The 16,451-nt window shown below is 73.1% G+C and carries 15 protein-coding genes; 12 read left to right on the top strand and 3 right to left on the bottom strand.

The window, feature by feature from the left end:
* Nucleotides 1–39 precede the first annotated feature (39 nt).
* The 3 genes from AB0E02_RS18115 to AB0E02_RS18125 all read right to left on the bottom strand — a co-directional run bounded on the left by AB0E02_RS18115 (nt 40) and on the right by AB0E02_RS18125 (nt 3,189).
* Nucleotides 40–1,239: an MFS transporter gene (locus AB0E02_RS18115; RefSeq protein ID WP_362140421.1), complete on the bottom strand. Its 1,200-nt coding sequence runs from the start codon at nt 1,237–1,239 to the stop codon at nt 40–42.
* A 62-nt stretch (nt 1,240–1,301) separates the two neighbouring features.
* On the bottom strand, nt 1,302–2,087 hold the full coding sequence (locus AB0E02_RS18120) for an arylamine N-acetyltransferase (protein ID WP_362140424.1): 786 nt from the start codon (nt 2,085–2,087) through the stop codon (nt 1,302–1,304).
* 79 nt (nt 2,088–2,166) lie between these two features.
* The gene (locus AB0E02_RS18125) at nt 2,167–3,189 is read right to left on the bottom strand and encodes a ketoacyl-ACP synthase III (RefSeq protein WP_362140427.1); all 1,023 of its coding nucleotides are present in this window, start codon (nt 3,187–3,189) and stop codon (nt 2,167–2,169) included.
* Nucleotides 3,190–3,467: 278 nt separating this feature from the next.
* On the opposite strand from AB0E02_RS18125, the gene AB0E02_RS18130 reads away from it, so the two are divergent.
* The 12 genes from AB0E02_RS18130 (at nt 3,468) to AB0E02_RS18185 (ending at nt 16,426) form a co-directional block, all read left to right on the top strand.
* Nucleotides 3,468–4,637 carry a 3-deoxy-7-phosphoheptulonate synthase gene (locus tag AB0E02_RS18130; protein ID WP_362140430.1) on the top strand — a complete coding sequence of 390 codons (1,170 nt, stop codon included), beginning with the start codon at nt 3,468–3,470 and terminating at the stop codon, nt 4,635–4,637.
* 74 nt (nt 4,638–4,711) lie between these two features.
* Nucleotides 4,712–5,485, top strand: coding sequence for a 2,3-dihydro-2,3-dihydroxybenzoate dehydrogenase (locus AB0E02_RS18135; protein ID WP_362140648.1), 774 nt, complete (start codon nt 4,712–4,714; stop codon nt 5,483–5,485).
* A 29-nt stretch (nt 5,486–5,514) separates the two neighbouring features.
* Nucleotides 5,515–6,159, top strand: coding sequence for an isochorismatase family protein (locus AB0E02_RS18140; RefSeq protein ID WP_362140433.1), 645 nt, complete (start codon nt 5,515–5,517; stop codon nt 6,157–6,159).
* Nucleotides 6,156–8,072: an anthranilate synthase family protein gene (locus tag AB0E02_RS18145; RefSeq protein ID WP_362140436.1), complete on the top strand. Its 1,917-nt coding sequence runs from the start codon at nt 6,156–6,158 to the stop codon at nt 8,070–8,072. Before AB0E02_RS18140 ends, AB0E02_RS18145 begins: the two co-directional genes overlap by 4 nt.
* Complete coding sequence (locus AB0E02_RS18150) at nt 8,069–8,401, top strand: hypothetical protein (protein ID WP_362140439.1); 333 nt, start codon at nt 8,069–8,071, stop codon at nt 8,399–8,401. The genes AB0E02_RS18145 and AB0E02_RS18150 overlap by 4 nt, the downstream gene beginning before the upstream one ends.
* Nucleotides 8,402–8,676: 275 nt before the next feature.
* Nucleotides 8,677–9,402 (top strand): SDR family oxidoreductase, encoded by a 726-nt coding sequence (locus AB0E02_RS18155; RefSeq protein WP_362140442.1) that lies wholly within the window; start codon nt 8,677–8,679, stop codon nt 9,400–9,402.
* The gene (tkt, locus tag AB0E02_RS18160) at nt 9,402–11,564 is read left to right on the top strand and encodes a transketolase (protein ID WP_362140445.1); all 2,163 of its coding nucleotides are present in this window, start codon (nt 9,402–9,404) and stop codon (nt 11,562–11,564) included. Before AB0E02_RS18155 ends, tkt begins: the two co-directional genes overlap by 1 nt.
* 106 nt (nt 11,565–11,670) lie before the next feature.
* A complete protein-coding gene (locus tag AB0E02_RS18165) occupies nt 11,671–11,796 on the top strand; it encodes a hypothetical protein (protein ID WP_362140448.1) in 126 nt (41 codons plus the stop codon).
* Between the two features lie 54 nt (nt 11,797–11,850).
* Nucleotides 11,851–13,041: a 3-hydroxybenzoate 6-monooxygenase gene (locus tag AB0E02_RS18170; protein WP_362140451.1), complete on the top strand. Its 1,191-nt coding sequence runs from the start codon at nt 11,851–11,853 to the stop codon at nt 13,039–13,041.
* On the top strand, nt 13,038–14,222 hold the full coding sequence (aroC, locus tag AB0E02_RS18175) for a chorismate synthase (RefSeq protein ID WP_362140454.1): 1,185 nt from the start codon (nt 13,038–13,040) through the stop codon (nt 14,220–14,222). Before AB0E02_RS18170 ends, aroC begins: the two co-directional genes overlap by 4 nt.
* 216 nt (nt 14,223–14,438) lie before the next feature.
* Nucleotides 14,439–15,815, top strand: a complete 1,377-nt coding sequence (gdhA, locus tag AB0E02_RS18180) for an NADP-specific glutamate dehydrogenase (protein WP_362140456.1) — start codon at nt 14,439–14,441, stop codon at nt 15,813–15,815.
* A 68-nt stretch (nt 15,816–15,883) separates the two neighbouring features.
* Nucleotides 15,884–16,426, top strand: coding sequence for a TIGR00730 family Rossman fold protein (locus AB0E02_RS18185; protein ID WP_362140460.1), 543 nt, complete (start codon nt 15,884–15,886; stop codon nt 16,424–16,426).
* Nucleotides 16,427–16,451 lie beyond the last annotated feature (25 nt).

Here is a 16,451-nt window from a genome sequence, read left to right on the forward strand (position 1 = left end):
GACCGTCCGCGGGGCCTGTGCCGTAGGAAAGGCGCTGCGTTACGCCGTGCCCGCCTCCACCGGCTCGTTCGGAGCGGCGGCCGGGGCCGCCACCGCGTTCGGCGTGCGGGACCGGAGCCAGCTGCGGGTGCCCAGGACCGTGGCCAGGAGGACCAGGAAGGCGCAGGCGAGGGTGACCGCGCGGACGTCGAAGGTGTCGATGACCCGGCCGCCGTACCAGGAGCCCAGCGTGGCACCGACCTGGAGGGCGGAGACGTTCACCGTGACCGCCAGCGTGGGCGCCTCGGCGGCGGCGCTGAGGACGCGGCCCTGGAGGGCGGGGAGGATCGCGAACGTCGCGACGGCGAACAGGAAGAAGAAGGCCCAGGCGAGGGCCGTCACCGGGGCGGCCAGCCAGAAGAGGGCGCTGGTCGCGGTGAGCGCGGCCAGGGTGCCGGCGAGTGTCGGCAGCAGCGCCCGGTCGGCCAGCCGGCCGCCGATCCAGTTGCCGAGGATCGAGCCGATGCCGTAGACGACCAGCATGACGGGAACGGAGGCCGCCGGGAAGCCGCCCACCTGGGTGGCCAGCGGGACCATGTACGTCACCACCGTGAAGAAGCCGCCGGTGGCCAGCGCGGTGGTCAGGATGCCGATGCGGATTTCTTTTTTGGTGAAGACGCGCAGTTCGTCGCGGACGGAGGTGGGGGTGCCCTCCGTACCGCCGGGGATGAGGGCGGCGAGCAGGACGACGCAGACCAGGGAGAGGACGGCGGTCGTGCGGAACGGGGCCTGCCAGCCGAACTGCTGGCCGATCAGGGTGCCCAGCGGGACGCCGAGGACCGAGGCCAGGTTGAAACCGAGCAGCACCTTGGAGACGGCCGAACCGGCCTTCTCCGGCGGTACCAGGCTGGCCGCGACGACGAAGCTGGCCGCCGCGAACGTGCCGTGCGAGAGCGCGGCGACGATCCGGCCGGCGACCAGCACGGCGTAGTTCGGCGCGAACGCCGCGATCGCGTTGCCGACCGTGGCGGTGACCATCAGGGCGAGCAGCAGGCTGCGGCGGGACATCCGGGTGGTCAGGCCGGTGACCAGGGGGCCACCGAAGACCACCGTCGCGGCATAGGCCGTGATGACCAGACCCGCGGTCGGGATGGACACGCCCAGCCCGGCGGAGAGGTCTTCGATCACCCCGCCGGGCAGCAGCTCGCCGGTGCCGATGACGAAGAGCGACATGGTGAGGGCGAAGAACTTCAGGAACATCTGGGATCTCTCTCTGGGCGGGGCCCGTGAGGATGGAGAGGGAGGGGAGGGAGCGGGAGCGGTCAGCCGGCGGGGGCCGGCGGGGTGGGGAGGGCGTCGAGGTCGAAGCCGAAGTGGGTGCGGTAGGCCGCGAACACCGCCTCGTCGTCGGGGAGTTCCTCCTTGGTGCGGGTGCCGTCGACGACCTGGACGAGCTTGCGGCCGCTGAGGGTGACCCGGCCCTGGGCCGTCGGACGGGTGCAGAACAGCTGGGTGAGGAACGGGGAGTCGTCGGCGCTGCGGAACCACCACAGCGTGGGCCGGAAGTCGTCCACCGTGCGCGGGCGGGGCTCGATCCGGTACTGGTGGGAGCCGTTGCGGTAGACGTCGAGGTCGCCGTTCGGGGCCTCGCGGAGCTCGAAGGTGCCCTGCGGGTCCTCCTGCGGCGCACGGGAGTCGAGGCGGAGCGGGTGGCGGAAGCCGCGGCCGTAGCCGACGTCGACCAGCCAGGGCTCGGCGGAGTCCTCGGCGATCACCTTGAGGATCAAGTGGCCCATGAGCGGGCCGAGTTCGCCGTCCTCCAGGACGCGGCCGGCCATGACGGTGACGTCGTAGCCGAGGGCGCGCAGGACCTCGGAGAACGCGCCGTTGAGCTCGTAGCAGCCGCCGCCGCGCCGCTGCTCGGTGATCTTGGGTATGGCGTCCGCGCCCATGTTGATGGGCAGCCGGAGGTTGAAGTCGATGTTCTCGAAGGGGATGCAGAGGACATGGCGTTCGTGCAGCTCGCGCAGGGCGGCGACGGTGGGCTTCTCGGGCCGCTTGGTGCCCATGCGGTGCAGGTAGGCGTCGACCGCCTCGGGGGTCAGCATGACGGGCTCCTCAAGATCAGCAAGGGGGTTCGGTGGGGGCGGTCCGGCGGTCCTCGACGACCGGCCGGGTCGGGCGTCGTCAGCAGCGGACCAGGGCCAGCCCCGCCGCCATGCCGCCGCCGAAGCCGGCCAGCAGCGTCAGGTCGCCGGGGCGTACCGCGCCGGAGTCGACGGCCGCGTCGAGGGTGACGGGGACGGAGGCGGCGCCGGTGTTGCCGTAGTCGGCGACGGTCGTGTGCAGGCGGGCGTTCGGCAGCCCGAGGGCGTCCGCGAGCTCGTCGAGCATGATCGCGTTGGCCTGGTGGGGCACGAGGTGGTCGATCTCGTCGGGGCGGACGCCGGCCCGGCGCAGCATCTCGTGCACGGCCGGCGGGACGTGCTCGGCGACGAACTCGCGCACCGCACGCCCGTTCATCCGGAAGTAGTGGGCGCCCTCGGCGAGGGTCTCCTCCGAGGCCGGGCGGCGGCTGCCGCCCGCGGCCACCTCGATCAGGTCCCGGTAGGCGGGGAAGGTGGCGAGATGGGTGGCCAGCACGCCGCGGCCGGCGTCGGTGGGTCCCAGCACCACGGCGCCCGCGCCGTCACCGAACAGCACCGTCGTCCGGCGGTCGGTGCGGTCCAGGATCCGCGAGTAGACGTCCGCGCCGATCACCAGCGCATGGCCGCCGGAGGCCAGCAGGGTGCGCTGCACCACGGACAGCGCGAAGACGAAACCGCTGCACACGGCGTTGAGGTCGAAGGCGGCGGTGGCCGGGGTCGCCCCGATCAGATCGGCGACGACGGCGGCGGTCGGCGGCTGGGGGGTGTCGGGGGTGGAGGTCGCCACGACGACCAGCGACAGATCGCGGGCGCTGATGCCGGCGCTCCTGAGCGCGGCCCGGCCGGCCGCGGCGGCCAGATCGCTGGTCGCCTCGTCCGGCTTGGCCCAACGCCGGGCCCGGATACCGGTCTTGCGCACGATCCAGGCGTCGTCCACCCCTGCGGGCTCGCCGGCCTCGTCGTTGCCGACCACATGGCCCGGGAGATACGAGCCGGTGCCCAGCACGCCGACCGGCGACTGCCCGCCGGGCGGGCGGCCGTGCGCTGTCGTTGCCAATGTCATCTCGCATCCTTCGTCGGGTGAGAAGAACGTGCGGTGTTTTCCCGGTCCACGATGGCGAGACGGTTGAATGAGCGTCAATTTGCTTCGGATTACTTTGTCAACTGGCCGGTACTTTGTCATTACCCGGGCCGGAAAACGGGCCCGGGCAGTTCCCGCGCGCGGCGCGGCCGGACCCACTTGACTGAGTACCGGAATCTGTATTGGTGTTCGACTATTACGCGCCACAGACTTCCCGGTGCGTGGCTAGCTGCTGCCGCTGATTAATCGGGAGGAATGAAGTGCGTAGTCTGGAACGCCTGCATTCGTTGCCGGCGGAACAACAGCCGGATTGGCCGGACACCGGAGCGCTGGAGGCCGTACGCGAGGAACTGGCGCGGGCCGAACCGCTGGTGCGCGCCGCGGACGTGCGGGAACTGCGCGGGTTGCTCGCCCGGGCCGCGGCCGGTGAGCTCCAGGTGATACAGACCGGCGACTGTGCCGAGGACCCGGCCGAGAGCACCCCCGGCGACGTCGCCCGCAAGACCGCGCTGCTCGACATGCTCGCCGGCACCATGAAGCTCAACACCGACAAGCCGGTCATCCGGGTCGGCCGGATCGCCGGGCAGTACGGCAAGCCCCGGTCCCGGCCCACCGAGGTCGTCGGCGGCGTCGAACTGCCCGTCTACCGCGGCCACATGGTCAACCGCCCGGAGCCCGACCCGGAGCTGCGTCGCCCGGACCCGGGCCGGATGCTCTTGGGGCTGAGCGCCGCCCGGCAGGTCACCGAGCAGCTCGGCTGGACCGGCGCGGCCCGCCGGCGCGGCGTCGAGGCACCCGTGTGGACCAGCCACGAGGCGCTGCTGCTCGACTACGAACTGGCCATGGTCCGTGCGCAGGACGACGGCGGACTGCTGCTGACCTCGACGCACTGGCCGTGGATCGGCGAGCGCACCCGCCAGGTCGACGGCGCCCACGTCGCGCTGCTCGCCGCCGTCGGCAACCCGGTGGCCTGCAAGGTCGGCCCGAGCATGACGCCGGACGGGATCCGTCGGCTGTGCGAGCGCCTCGACCCGCACCGCGAGCCCGGCCGGCTCACCCTGATCGCCCGGATGGGCGCCGACGCGGTGCGCGCCCAACTGCCCGTGCTGGTCCGCACGGTGCGCGAGGCCGGCCATCCGGTGAGCTGGCTGACCGACCCGATGCACGGCAACACCGTCACCGGCCCGGTCGGGCTGAAGACCCGCTGTGTGGAAACCGTGATCCGTGAGGTGACGGAATTCCAGAGCGCGGTTTCCGAGGCGGGCGGAGTGGACGGCGGACTGCATCTGGAAACCACCCCGGACCAGGTCACCGAATGCGGTGTCGGCGCGGACGGCTTCCCCGGAATAGGGGAGAAGTACACGACGCTGTGCGACCCCCGGCTCAATCCGTCCCAGGCGGTTGCGGTGGCCGCCGCCTGGCGTGGCTGACCGGCCCCGGAATTCGCGTCGCAGCACGAATTCGCGGCGCGGCACGCAATGGAGGTAGCGAGAATATGTCAGGTATGGAAGGCAAGGTCGCCCTCGTCACGGGGGCGGCCGGCGGGATAGGCGCGGCGGTCGTACGGTCCCTCGGCGAGCGCGGCGCGGCGGTGGCCGCCGTCGACCGTGACGCCGAGCGGCTGGCCGACGTGGTCGACAAGCTCCGGGCCGACGGCCTTCAGGCGGCGGCGTTCCCCGCGGACGTCACCTCCAGCGCCGAGGTCGAGGCGGTGGTGGACCGCGTCGAACGCACCCTCGGCCCGCTGGACTTCCTCGTCAACGCCGCCGGGGTGCTGCGGCTCTCGGAGGCCCGCGCGCTCACCGACGAGGACTGGGCGGTCACCTTCGCGGTCAACACCACCGGCGTCTTCTTCGTCTCCCGCGCCGTGGTCAACCGCATGATCGGCCGCGGCACCGGCGGCGCCCTGGTCACCGTCGCGTCCAACGCGGCCGGCACGGCACGGGTGGAGATGGCCGCCTACGCCGCCTCCAAGGCCGCCGCGACCATGTTCACCAAGTGCCTGGGGCTGGAGGTGGCCAAGGAGGGCATCCGCTGCAACCTGGTCGCCCCCGGATCCACCGAGACGCCGATGCTCAGCTCCATGTGGCACGACGAGTCCGGGCCGCGCGGCACCATCGACGGCCGGTCCGACGCCTACCGCGTCGGCATCCCGCTGGGCAAGATCGCCCGCCCCGAGGACGTGGCGGACGCGGTGGCCTTCCTGCTCTCCGATCAGGCCGCCCACATCACCATGCACGACCTCACGGTCGACGGCGGCGCCACGCTCGGCGTCTGACCGTGGGCCCACGAGCCCCTGGAGGAACCATGGCGGGGATCCCCCCGATCGAGCCCTACCCGATGCCCGGCCCGGGCGACCTGCCCGGCAACACCGTCGACTGGACCGCCGACCCGGACCGGGCCGTGCTGCTCGTCCACGACATGCAGCGCTACTTCCTGCGGCCGCTGCCCGCGTCCGTACGCGACGCCCTGGTGGCCAACGCCGCGCTGCTCCGCGACCGCGCCGCCGAACTTGGCATACCGGTCGCCTACACCGCCCAGCCCGGCGGGATGACCGAGGAACAGCGCGGCCTGCTCAAGGACTTCTGGGGCCCGGGCATGACCCCCGGACCCGAGGACCGCACCGTGGTCGCCCCGCTCGAACCCCGGCCCGGCGACTGGGAGTTCACCAAGTGGCGCTACAGCGCCTTCCACAACTCCGACCTGCTCGCCCGCATCCGGGAGACCGGCCGCGACCAGCTGCTGATCTGCGGGGTGTACGCGCACGTCGGCGTGCTGATGAGCGCCGTCGAGGCGTTCACCCACGACATCCGGCCGTTCCTCGCCGCGGACGCGGTCGCCGACTTCTCGGCCGCCGACCACCGGATGGCCCTGGACTACGCCGCCCGGCGCTGCGCCGCCGTCGCCACCACCAAGGAACTCCTCACCCACCTCGACGGGGGGCACCGATGACCGACGACCTGCTGGGGCGCGTACTGGCCTCGCCACCACCGGCGTTCGCGCTGCTGCACCGCCCCGAGGCGACCGGCCGCGGCCTGCTGGAGGTGATCCGCGGCACCGCGTCCACCGTGGACACCCTCGCCGGCATCCCGCTGCCGGACGGACCGGCCGACGGCGACGCGGACGGCGACACGGACGGCGCCGGCGCCCGGCACGAGGTGCTCGCCCTCATCCCCTACCGCCAGCTCGCCGAGCGCGGCTTCGACGCCCCCGACGACGGCGCACCGCTGATCACCCTCACCGTCGAGGAACAGGACACGGTGCCGGTCGCCGAGGCCCTGGCCCGCATCCCCGACGTCCCGATCACCCTGTCCGACGGGGCGTTCGACGTCGACGACGACGCCTACGCGGCCACCGTGCGCCGGATCATCGCCGAGGAGATCGGCACCGGCGAGGGCGCCAACTTCGTCATCAAGCGCTCCTTCGTCACCGACATCACCGACTACGGACCGCACAGCGCGCCGACCTTCTTCCGGCGGCTGCTGGAGCGCGAGGCCGGGGCGTACTGGACGTTCCTGGTGCACACCGGCGGGCGGACGTTCGTCGGCGCCTCGCCGGAGCGCCACATCAGCGTGCACGGCGGCGAGGCCGTGATGAACCCGATCAGCGGCACCTACCGCTACCCGCCCGCCGGGCCCACCCTGCCCGAGGTCATGGACTTCCTCGCCGATCGCAAGGAAGCCGACGAGCTCTACATGGTCGTCGACGAAGAGCTGAAGATGATGGCCCGCATCTGCGAGTCCGGCGGCCGGGTCGTCGGACCGTACCTGCGGGAGATGGCCCGGCTCGCGCACACCGAGTACTTCATCGAGGGCCACACGACCCGCGACGTGCGTCAGATCCTGCACGAGACGCTGTTCGCGCCCACCGTCACCGGCAGCCCCCTGGAGAGCGCGGCCCGGGTGGTGGCCCGCTACGAGCCGGCCGGCCGCGGCTACTACAGCGGCGTCGCCGCCCTCATCGGCCGGGACGCGGCGGGCGGCCGCACGCTCGACTCGGCGATCCTCATCCGGACCGCGGAACTCGACCCGCGCGGCCGGGTCCGGATCGGCGTCGGCGCCACCCTCGTCCGCCACTCCGACCCACTGTCCGAGGTCGCCGAGACCCGCGCCAAGGCCGCCGGGCTGCTCTCCGCACTGGCGGAACCGGGACGCGGCAGGTTCGGTGGGCACGCCACCGTGCAGGCGGCGCTCGCCGAACGCAACGCCACGATCGCCGGGTTCTGGCTCGCCGCCGAGGAGGACCGGACCGGCCACGCGGTCGCCGGGCTCACCGGCCGGCGGGTGCTGGTCGTCGACGCCGAGGACACCTTCACCTCGATGATCGGCCACCAGCTGCGCTCCATGGGCCTTGACGTGACCGTACGCCGCTTCGACGAGCCGTACGCCTTCGACGGCTACGACCTGGTGGTGATGGGCCCCGGCCCGGGCGATCCGCGGCAGACCGGCCACCCCAAGATCGCCCATCTGCGGACCGCGATCAGCCAACTCCTCGACGAGCGGCGGCCGTTCCTCGCGGTCTGCCTCAGCCACCAGGTGCTTTGCACCCTGCTCGGCCTCGACCTCGTCCGCCGCGCGGTCCCCAACCAGGGCGTCCAGCGGACCGTCGACCTCTTCGGCGACCGGGTACGGGTCGGGTTCTACAACACCTTCGCCGCGCACAGCACCGAGGACAAGGCGGAGACCGCGGCCGGGGTGATCGAGATCAGCCGGGACCCGGACACCGGCGAGGTGCACGCACTGCGCGGACCCGGATACGCGTCGATGCAGTTCCATTCCGAATCCGTGCTGACCGAGGACGGCGTCCGCATCGTCAGCGGACTGCTCGCCGAAGTCCTGGCGCAATCGGAGGCGGTCGCCCGGTGAAAGCGGTCATTGCCTGGTGGGATCTCGAGGAATCCGACCAGACCACGGAAACGCTCAGGGAATTCCTGCGGGAGGAGGCGGTCGAGCGCTTTTCCCGGTGGCCCGGGCTCCGGATGAAATTCTGGATCTCGGATGCCGGGGGCGGGGGTTGGGGCGCGGTCTTCCTGTGGGAATCGGAGGCCGCCGCGAGCCGGCCGCTGCCCACCCGGGCCGCCGAACTCATCGGCTACCCGCCCACCGTGGTGCACCGCTTGAACGTCGAGGCGGCCACCGAGGGAGAACACACCGTCCCCGATCTGACCGGGCTGGGACTCGCCTTCGCACGGTGACCGGCCGGGAACCGCCGGAAACCGGAACGCCCCGAATCCAGCACCCACGGAATATCAGCGAACCCGGAAAACCGCCGCGGCGCCGGGCCGGAAGAAACCCTTCCGGGCTCCGCGCCGCGGCCTTTCCGGCCCGGCCGGCCGCGGCATCTGACGGAGTACCGGGCTTTTGACGGAGTGCCGTGGCCGCCGTTGTCCGAAATGGCGCCCGGCAACCAGAGTTCATGCCACGGCATCCCGCCGGCTGCCGCCGGCCCAGCGGAAACAGGAGAAGCACAATGCCCGCACGATTCGACGGCAAGGTCGCGCTCGTCGCCGGTGGCGACGACGCCATCGGCCGGGCCGGCGCGCTCGCCTTCGCCCGCCAGGGCGCGACCGTCGTGGTCGCCGGACCGGACGCCCGGACCCTGGACGCCACGGTCGCCACCATCCGCCGGGCCGGCGGCCGCGCCGAGCGGGTGGTGGCCGATGTGACCCGCGGCGGACCCGAGGCCGCCGAGCGGATGGTCGCGGTCACGGTGGAGCGCTGCGGCGGACTCGACATCGCCTTCAACAACGTCACCGTCACCGGCCCGGCCCGCCCGGTCGCCGAGACCTGCGAGACCGTCTGGACCGAACTGCTCGCCCACAACCTCACCGGCGTGTGGACGTCCATGAAGCACGAGATCGCCTACATGAAGGAGCACCACGGCGGGGTCATCGTCAACACCGCCTGCAACCTCCTCAGCAACGGCCTCCGCCCCGGCCTGGGCGCCTACGCCGCCTCCAAGGCCGCCCTGACCACCCTGACCCGCGCGGCCGCCGGCGAGTACCTCTCCGCGGGCATCCGGATCAACGCCATCAGCCCCGGCCCGGTCGACGGACCCGCCGCCGGGCCCGGCCCGGCCGGCCCCGGCCACGCCACCGCCGACGAGATCGCCGACTCCGTGGTCTGGCTCTGCTCGGACGAGTCCTCGTACGTCGTCGGCCACGACCTCGTCCTCGACCGGAAGCGAGCCGCCTGATGACCACCGCACCCACCGCCCCCGCCCGGGCCGCCACCACGGCCCCTCTGGAGTGGACAGCCCTCGACCGCCGCGCCGTGGACACCGCCCGCGCGCTCGCCGTCGACGCCGTCGAACGCGCCGGCCACGGCCACCCCGGCACCGCCATGAGCCTGGCCCCCGCCGCCCACCTGCTCTTCCAGCGGCTGCTGCGGCACGACCCGGCCGATCCGCACTGGGCCGGCCGGGACCGCTTCGTCCTCTCCTGCGGCCACGCCGGCCTCACCCTCTACATCCAGCTCTACCTCTCCGGCTACGGGCTGACCCTCGACGACCTCAAGTCCCTGCGCACCGCCGGCAGTTTGACCCCCGCCCACCCCGAATTCGGTCACACCCCGGGCGTGGAGACCACCACCGGCCCGCTCGGCCAGGGCCTCGGCAACGCCGTCGGCATGGCCATGGCCGCCCGGCGCGAACGCGGTCTGTTCGACCCCGACGCACCCGAGGGCACCAGCCCCTTCGACCACACCATCTGGGCGTTCGTCTCCGACGGCGACCTCGCCGAGGGCCTCAGCCACGAGGCCGGCTCGCTCGCCGGCCACCAGCGCCTCGGCAACCTCGTCGTCCTCTACGACGACAACCGCATCTCCATCGAGGACGACACCCGCATCGCCCAGTCCGAGGACGTCCTCGCCCGGTTCGCCGCCTACGGCTGGCACGTCCAGCGCGTCGACTGGACCACCGGCGACGGCTACCACGAGGACGTGCCCGCCCTCCACCGGGCGCTCGTCACCGCCCGCGCGGAGACCGGCCGCCCCTCGATCGTCGCGCTGCGCACCCTCATCGGCTGGCCCTCACCGGGCAAGCAGAACACCGGCAAGATCCACGGCGCCGCGCTCGGCGCCGACGAGGCGGCCGCCACCAAGGCCGCCATGGGGCTCGACCCCGCGCGCTCCTTCCACGTCCCCGCCGAGGTGCTCGAACGGACCCGCCGGGCCGGCGTCCGCGGCCGGGCCCTTCGCGCGGAGTGGGAACGGCGCCACCAGGACTGGCGGTCCGCATTCCCCCGGCGGGCCGCCGCACACGACCGGATCGCCGCCCGCACCCTGCCCGACAACTGGCAGGCGGCGCTCCCGGAATTCGCCCCCGGCCGGCAGATGGCCACCCGCAAAGCCTCCGGCGCGGTGCTCGCCGCGCTCGCCGACACCCTGCCGGAACTGTGGGGCGGCTCGGCCGACCTCGCCGAGTCCAACAACACCACCATGCCCGGCCAACCCTCCTTCGTGCCCGAGGAGTTCGCCACCGACGCCTTCCCCGGCCACCGCTACGGCCGCACCCTGCACTTCGGCATCCGCGAACACGCCATGGGCGCGGTCCTCAACGGCATCGCCCTGCACGGCGGCACCCGCCCCTACGGCGGCACCTTCCTGGTGTTCTCCGACTACATGCGCCCCGCCGTCCGGCTCGCCGCCATGATGCGGCTGCCCGTCACCTACGTGTGGACCCACGACTCCATCGGGCTCGGCGAGGACGGCCCCACCCACCAGCCCGTGGAACACCTGTGGTCGCTGCGCGGCATCCCCGGACTCGACGTGGTCCGCCCCGCCGACGCCAACGAGACCGCGATCGCCTGGCGCACCGTCCTCACGCACACCGACCGGCCCGCCGGCCTCTGCCTCACCCGGCAGAACCTGCCCGTCCTCGACCGTTCGCCCGGCACCGGCCTGGCCCCGGCCGACGGCGTGGCCAGGGGCGGCTACGTCCTCGCCGAGGCCCACACCCCCGACGGCGCCCCCACCACCCCGGACGTCGTCCTCATCGGCACCGGCAGCGAGGTGCACCTCGCCCTCGACGCCAGGCGGCTGCTGCACGACGAGGGAATCGCCGCCCGGGTGGTCTCGCTGCCCTGCCTGGAGTGGTTCCGCGCGCAGCGCCAGGAGTACCGCGACCAGGTACTGCCGCCGGACGTCCCGGCCCGGATCTCCGTCGAGGCCGGCTCGGTCCTCGGCTGGCACGCCCTGGTCGGCGACGCCGGGGCCGCCCTGGGCCTGGACCAGTTCGGTGCGTCGGCCCCCTACCAGACGCTGTACGAGCAGTACGGGCTGACCGCCACCCGGGTCGCCGCGGCCGCCCGCGCCTCGCTCGCCCGGGTGCGGGCCCGCCACCGGGAGCACACCCGATGAAGGTCACCGTCCCCGGCTCCAAGAGCATCACCCACCGGTCCCTGCTGCCGGCCGCGGCCGCCGACGGCCGCTCCACCCTGCGCGCCCGCTGGTCAGCGACGACACGGTGACCCCGCGCGCCCCCGGCATCACCCTCGACGCCCCCGGCTGCGTCAGCCGGACGTTCCGCGGCACCCACACCGCACTCCGGCGCTGCTTCCCGGCGCACGCGGCGCACGCACCCGCCGTGTGACCACCGCCGCGGGCTCGGGCAACGCGCGCACAACTACGCAACGAAAGGCATGACATGGCGAAGATACTCATCGCCGGCGGCGGCGTGGGCGGCCTCGCGGCGGCACTGGCCACCGCCCGGCACGGACACCGGGTGACCGTCCTGGAACGCCGGGACTCCTTCACCGAACTCGGCGCCGGCATCCAGCTCGGCCCCAACGCCTTCCACGCCCTGGACCGGCTCGGCGTCGGCGACGCGGTCCGCCGACGGGCCGTCTTCATCGACGAGTTGCGCTTCATGGACGGCACCACCGGCCGCAAGGTCCGGTCGATGCCGCTCACCGGCGCCTACCGCACCCGCTTCGGCAACCCCTACGCCGTGGTCCACCGCACCTGCCTGTACGAGCCGCTGCTGGCCGCCTGCCGGGCCACCGACGGCATCGAACTGCGCACCGACAGCCCGGTCGTCCGCTACGCGCAGGACACCGGCTCGGTCACCGCCGTACTCGCCGGCGGCGAACGGCTCACCGGAGACGCCCTGATCGGCGCCGACGGCATCCGCTCCACCGTCCGCGGTCAGCTCCTCGGCGACGGCGACCCCCGGGTCTCCGGCCACACCATCTACCGCTCCGTCATCCCCATGGCCAAGGTTCCCGAGGACCTGCGCTGGAACACCGTCACCCTGTGGGCCGGACCCAAGTGGCACTTCGTCCACTACCCCGTCGGCGGCGGTGAGTTCCTCAACCTCGCCGCCACCCGCGACGACGGCGCGACCGAGGCGGTGGCCGGCCTCCCCGCCGACCGCGACCGGGTGCTCGCCGAATTCCCCGACCTCGGCAGCACCGCCCGCCGGCTGCTGGAGCTCGGCGAGAACTGGAAGTCCTGGGTCCTCTGCGACCGCGACCCGGCCGACCGCTGGACCGACGGCCGGGTGGCCCTCCTCGGCGACGCCGCGCACCCGATGCTCCAGTACGCCGCCCAGGGCGCCTGCCAGGCCCTGGAGGACGCCGTGGTCCTCGGCGCACTCCTCGACGGCCCGGCCGCCGACGTCGTCCAGCGCCTGGAGAAGTACCACGCGGTCCGGCACGAACGCACCGCGAAGACCCAGCTGGTGGCCCGGGAGATGGGCCGGCAGCTCTACCACCCGGCCGGCCGGGCGGCCCGCGAGCGCAACGCCAGGCTCGCCGCCATGACCGTGGACGACCTGTACGACACCGTCCAATGGCTGCACGGCGAACGGGACTTCGGCGCCGGAGCGGACCGTTGAGCAGGTTGCGCTGGCTGACGGCGGGGGAGTCGCACGGCCCCGCACTGGTGGCGACGCTGGAGGGCCTGCCGGCCGGGGTCCCGGTCACCACGGAGCTGGTGGCGGACGCGCTGGCCCGCCGCCGGCTGGGCCACGGACGCGGTGCCCGGATGGCCTTCGAGCGGGACGAGGTCACGTTCCTGGGCGGGGTACGGCACGGCCGCTCGCTCGGCTCACCGGTGGCGGTCATGGTCGGCAACACCGAGTGGCCCAAGTGGGAGCAGGTGATGGCGGCCGACCCGGTGGACGAGGCGGAGCTCGCGTCACTGGCCCGTAACGCCCCGCTGACCCGCCCCCGCCCCGGCCACGCCGACCTCGCCGGAATGCAGAAGTACGGTTTCGCCGAGGCCCGCCCCATCCTGGAGCGCGCCTCGGCGCGGGAGACCGCGGCCCGGGTCGCCCTGGGCGCGGTGGCCCGCTCCTTCCTCAAGGAGACCGCCGGCATCGAGATCGTCTCGCACGTGGTGGAGCTGGCGGCGGCCAAGGCACCGTACGGGGCCCACCCCGAGCCCTCCGACGCCGAGCGGCTGGACGCCGACCCGGTGCGCTGCCTGGACGCGGAGGCCTCGAAGGCGATGGTCGCGGAGATCGACCGGGCCCACACGGACGGCGACACCCTGGGCGGGGTGGTCGAGGTGCTGGCCTACGGGGTGCCGGTCGGCCTGGGCTCGCACGTCCACTGGGACCGTCGTCTGGACGCCCGGCTTGCCGCCGCGCTCATGGGCATTCAGGCGATCAAGGGGGTGGAGGTCGGTGACGGCTTCGCGCTGGCCCGGGTGCCGGGTTCGCGGGCGCATGACGAGATCGTTCGCACCGGCCAGGGCATCCGCCGCGCCTCGGGCCGCTCCGGCGGTACCGAGGGCGGGCTGTCGACGGGCGAGCCGCTGCGCGTCCGGGCGGCCATGAAGCCGATCGCGACGGTGCCGCGGGCGCTGGCGACGGTGGACGTCAGCACCGGCGAGGCGGCCACGGCGCACCACCAGCGCTCCGACGTCTGTGCGGTGCCGGCCGCCGGGATCGTGGCCGAGGCCATGGTCGCGCTCGTCCTCGCCGACGCAATAGTGGAGAAATTCGGGGGCGACAGCGTGGCCGAGACCCGCCGCAACGTCCGGGGCTTCCTCGACACCCTGGCGATCAGCTGACCCGTCCGCCGAGGTGGCCGGGGCAGCGGTGTCAACCGGTGGCCGCTCCCCGGGGGTGGTTGCCGGGCCGGCCCGGGAGCGCGCGCAGTGTGGCGTTCGTGACACCCCGGGCCGGACCTGGCGGTGAGCGCCCCGGGGCGTCCTGGGCGCCGAGTAAGGTCGGCCAGCACGGGGCGTCAGAGGGCCTTCGCGGCCACGAACGGAACGGAAGTCCATATGTCGACTGTTCAGTCTGGGGTCAGGTCCGGCGCGCAGCAGGCCGGCCCGGCATCCCTGTACGCCGAGCTGGTGCGCCGGAACCCGGGTGAGCCCGAGTTCCACCAGGCGGCCCTGGAGGTGCTGGAGACGCTGGAGCCCGTGCTCGCCGCCCGTCCGGAGTTCGCCGAGGCGAAGATCCTGGAGCGGATCTGCGAGCCCGAGCGGCAGATCATGTTCCGGGTGCCCTGGCAGGACGACGCCGGCACGGTCCACGTCAACCGCGGCTTCCGGGTGGAGTTCAACAGCGCCCTCGGCCCGTACAAGGGCGGGCTGCGCTTCCACGCGTCGGTGAACCTCGGGATCGTGAAGTTCCTCGGCTTCGAGCAGATCTTCAAGAACGCCCTGACCGGCCTGAACATCGGCGGCGGCAAGGGCGGCAGCGACTTCGACCCGCACGGGAGGTCGGACGCCGAGGTGATGCGGTTCTGCCAGTCGTTCATGACCGAACTGCACCGCCACCTCGGCGAGCACACCGACGTACCGGCCGGTGACATCGGCGTCGGCGGCCGGGAGATCGGCTACCTCTTCGGCCAGTACCGGCGGATCACCAACCGCTGGGAGGCCGGGGTGCTGACCGGCAAGGGGCTGTCCTGGGGCGGCTCCAAGGCCCGTACGGAGGCCACCGGTTACGGCAATGTGCTGTTCACGCAGGAGATGCTCAAGGTGCGCGGGGAGGAGCTGGACGGCCAGCAGGTCGTGGTGTCCGGTTCCGGCAACGTCGCCCTCTACACCATCGAGAAGGCGCAGGCCCTCGGAGCCAACGTGGTGACCGCCTCCGACTCCGGCGGCTACGTCGTCGACGAGAAGGGCATCGACCTGGCCCTGCTGCGGCAGATCAAGGAGGTCGAGCGCGGCCGGATCAGCGCGTACGCCGAGCGGCGCGGGGTGTCGGCCCGGTACGTGCCCGGCGGCCGGGTGTGGGACGTCGCCTGCGACGTCGCGCTGCCCTCGGCGACCCAGAACGAGCTGGACGCGGAGGCGGCCCGGATCCTGGTCCGCAACGGCGTCAAGGCGGTGTCCGAGGGCGCGAACATGCCGACCACGCCGGACGCGGTGGCGCTCTTCAAGGAGGCCGGGGTGGCCTTCGGCCCCGGCAAGGCCGCCAACGCGGGCGGGGTGGCGACCAGCGCGCTGGAGATGCGGCAGAACTCCGCGCGGGACACCTGGTCCTTCGAGCGGGCCGAGGGCGAGCTGGCCGCGATCATGCGCAGCATCCACCGCACCTGCCACGAGACCGCCGACCGGTTCGGTCGGCCCGGCGACTACGTCGCGGGCGCCAACATCGCGGGCTTCGAGCGGGTCGCGGACGCGATGCTCGACCAGGGCCTGATCTGACCGCGGGCGGCGGGGCGCGCGCCGGAGCGGCGGCCGCCCCGCCGCCCCCGGCTCGTAAGGTGGCCCGCATGAACATCTGCGTCTTCTGCTCCGCCGCCGACCTCGACGACCGCTATGTCGTCCCGGCCCGCCAGTTCGCCGAGCTGATCGGCAAGGGCGGGCACGCGCTGGTGTGGGGCGGTTCGGACACCGGGCTGATGAAGGTGATGGCCGACGGGGTGCAGGAGGCCGGCGGGAAGCTGATCGGGATCTCGGTGGAGTTCCTGGCGCACAAGGCGCGCGCGGGCGCCGACGAGATGGTCGTCACCAAGGACCTCGCCGAGCGCAAGGCGGAGATGCTGGCCCGCGCCGACGCCATCGTCATCATGGTCGGCGGCACCGGCACCCTCGACGAGGCCACCGAGATCCTGGAGCTGCGCAAGCACGGGCTGCACAGCAAGCCCGTCGTGCTGCTGAACACCGCCGGCTTCTACGACGGGCTGCACGAGCAGTTCCGGCGCATGGAGGACGAGGGTTTCCTGCCGCTTCCCCTCACCGACCTGGTGTTCTTCGCGGCGGACGGCGTCGGCGCGCTGGCCTACCTGGAGGAGAAGGCGGGCTACCCGGCCTGAGCCGCCGCCCCGCCGCCCGGTGGGC

Source organism: Streptomyces sp. NPDC048196 (assembly GCF_040652715.1).
In the GTDB taxonomy this organism is placed as follows: Bacteria; Actinomycetota; Actinomycetes; order Streptomycetales; family Streptomycetaceae; genus Streptomyces; species Streptomyces siderophoricus.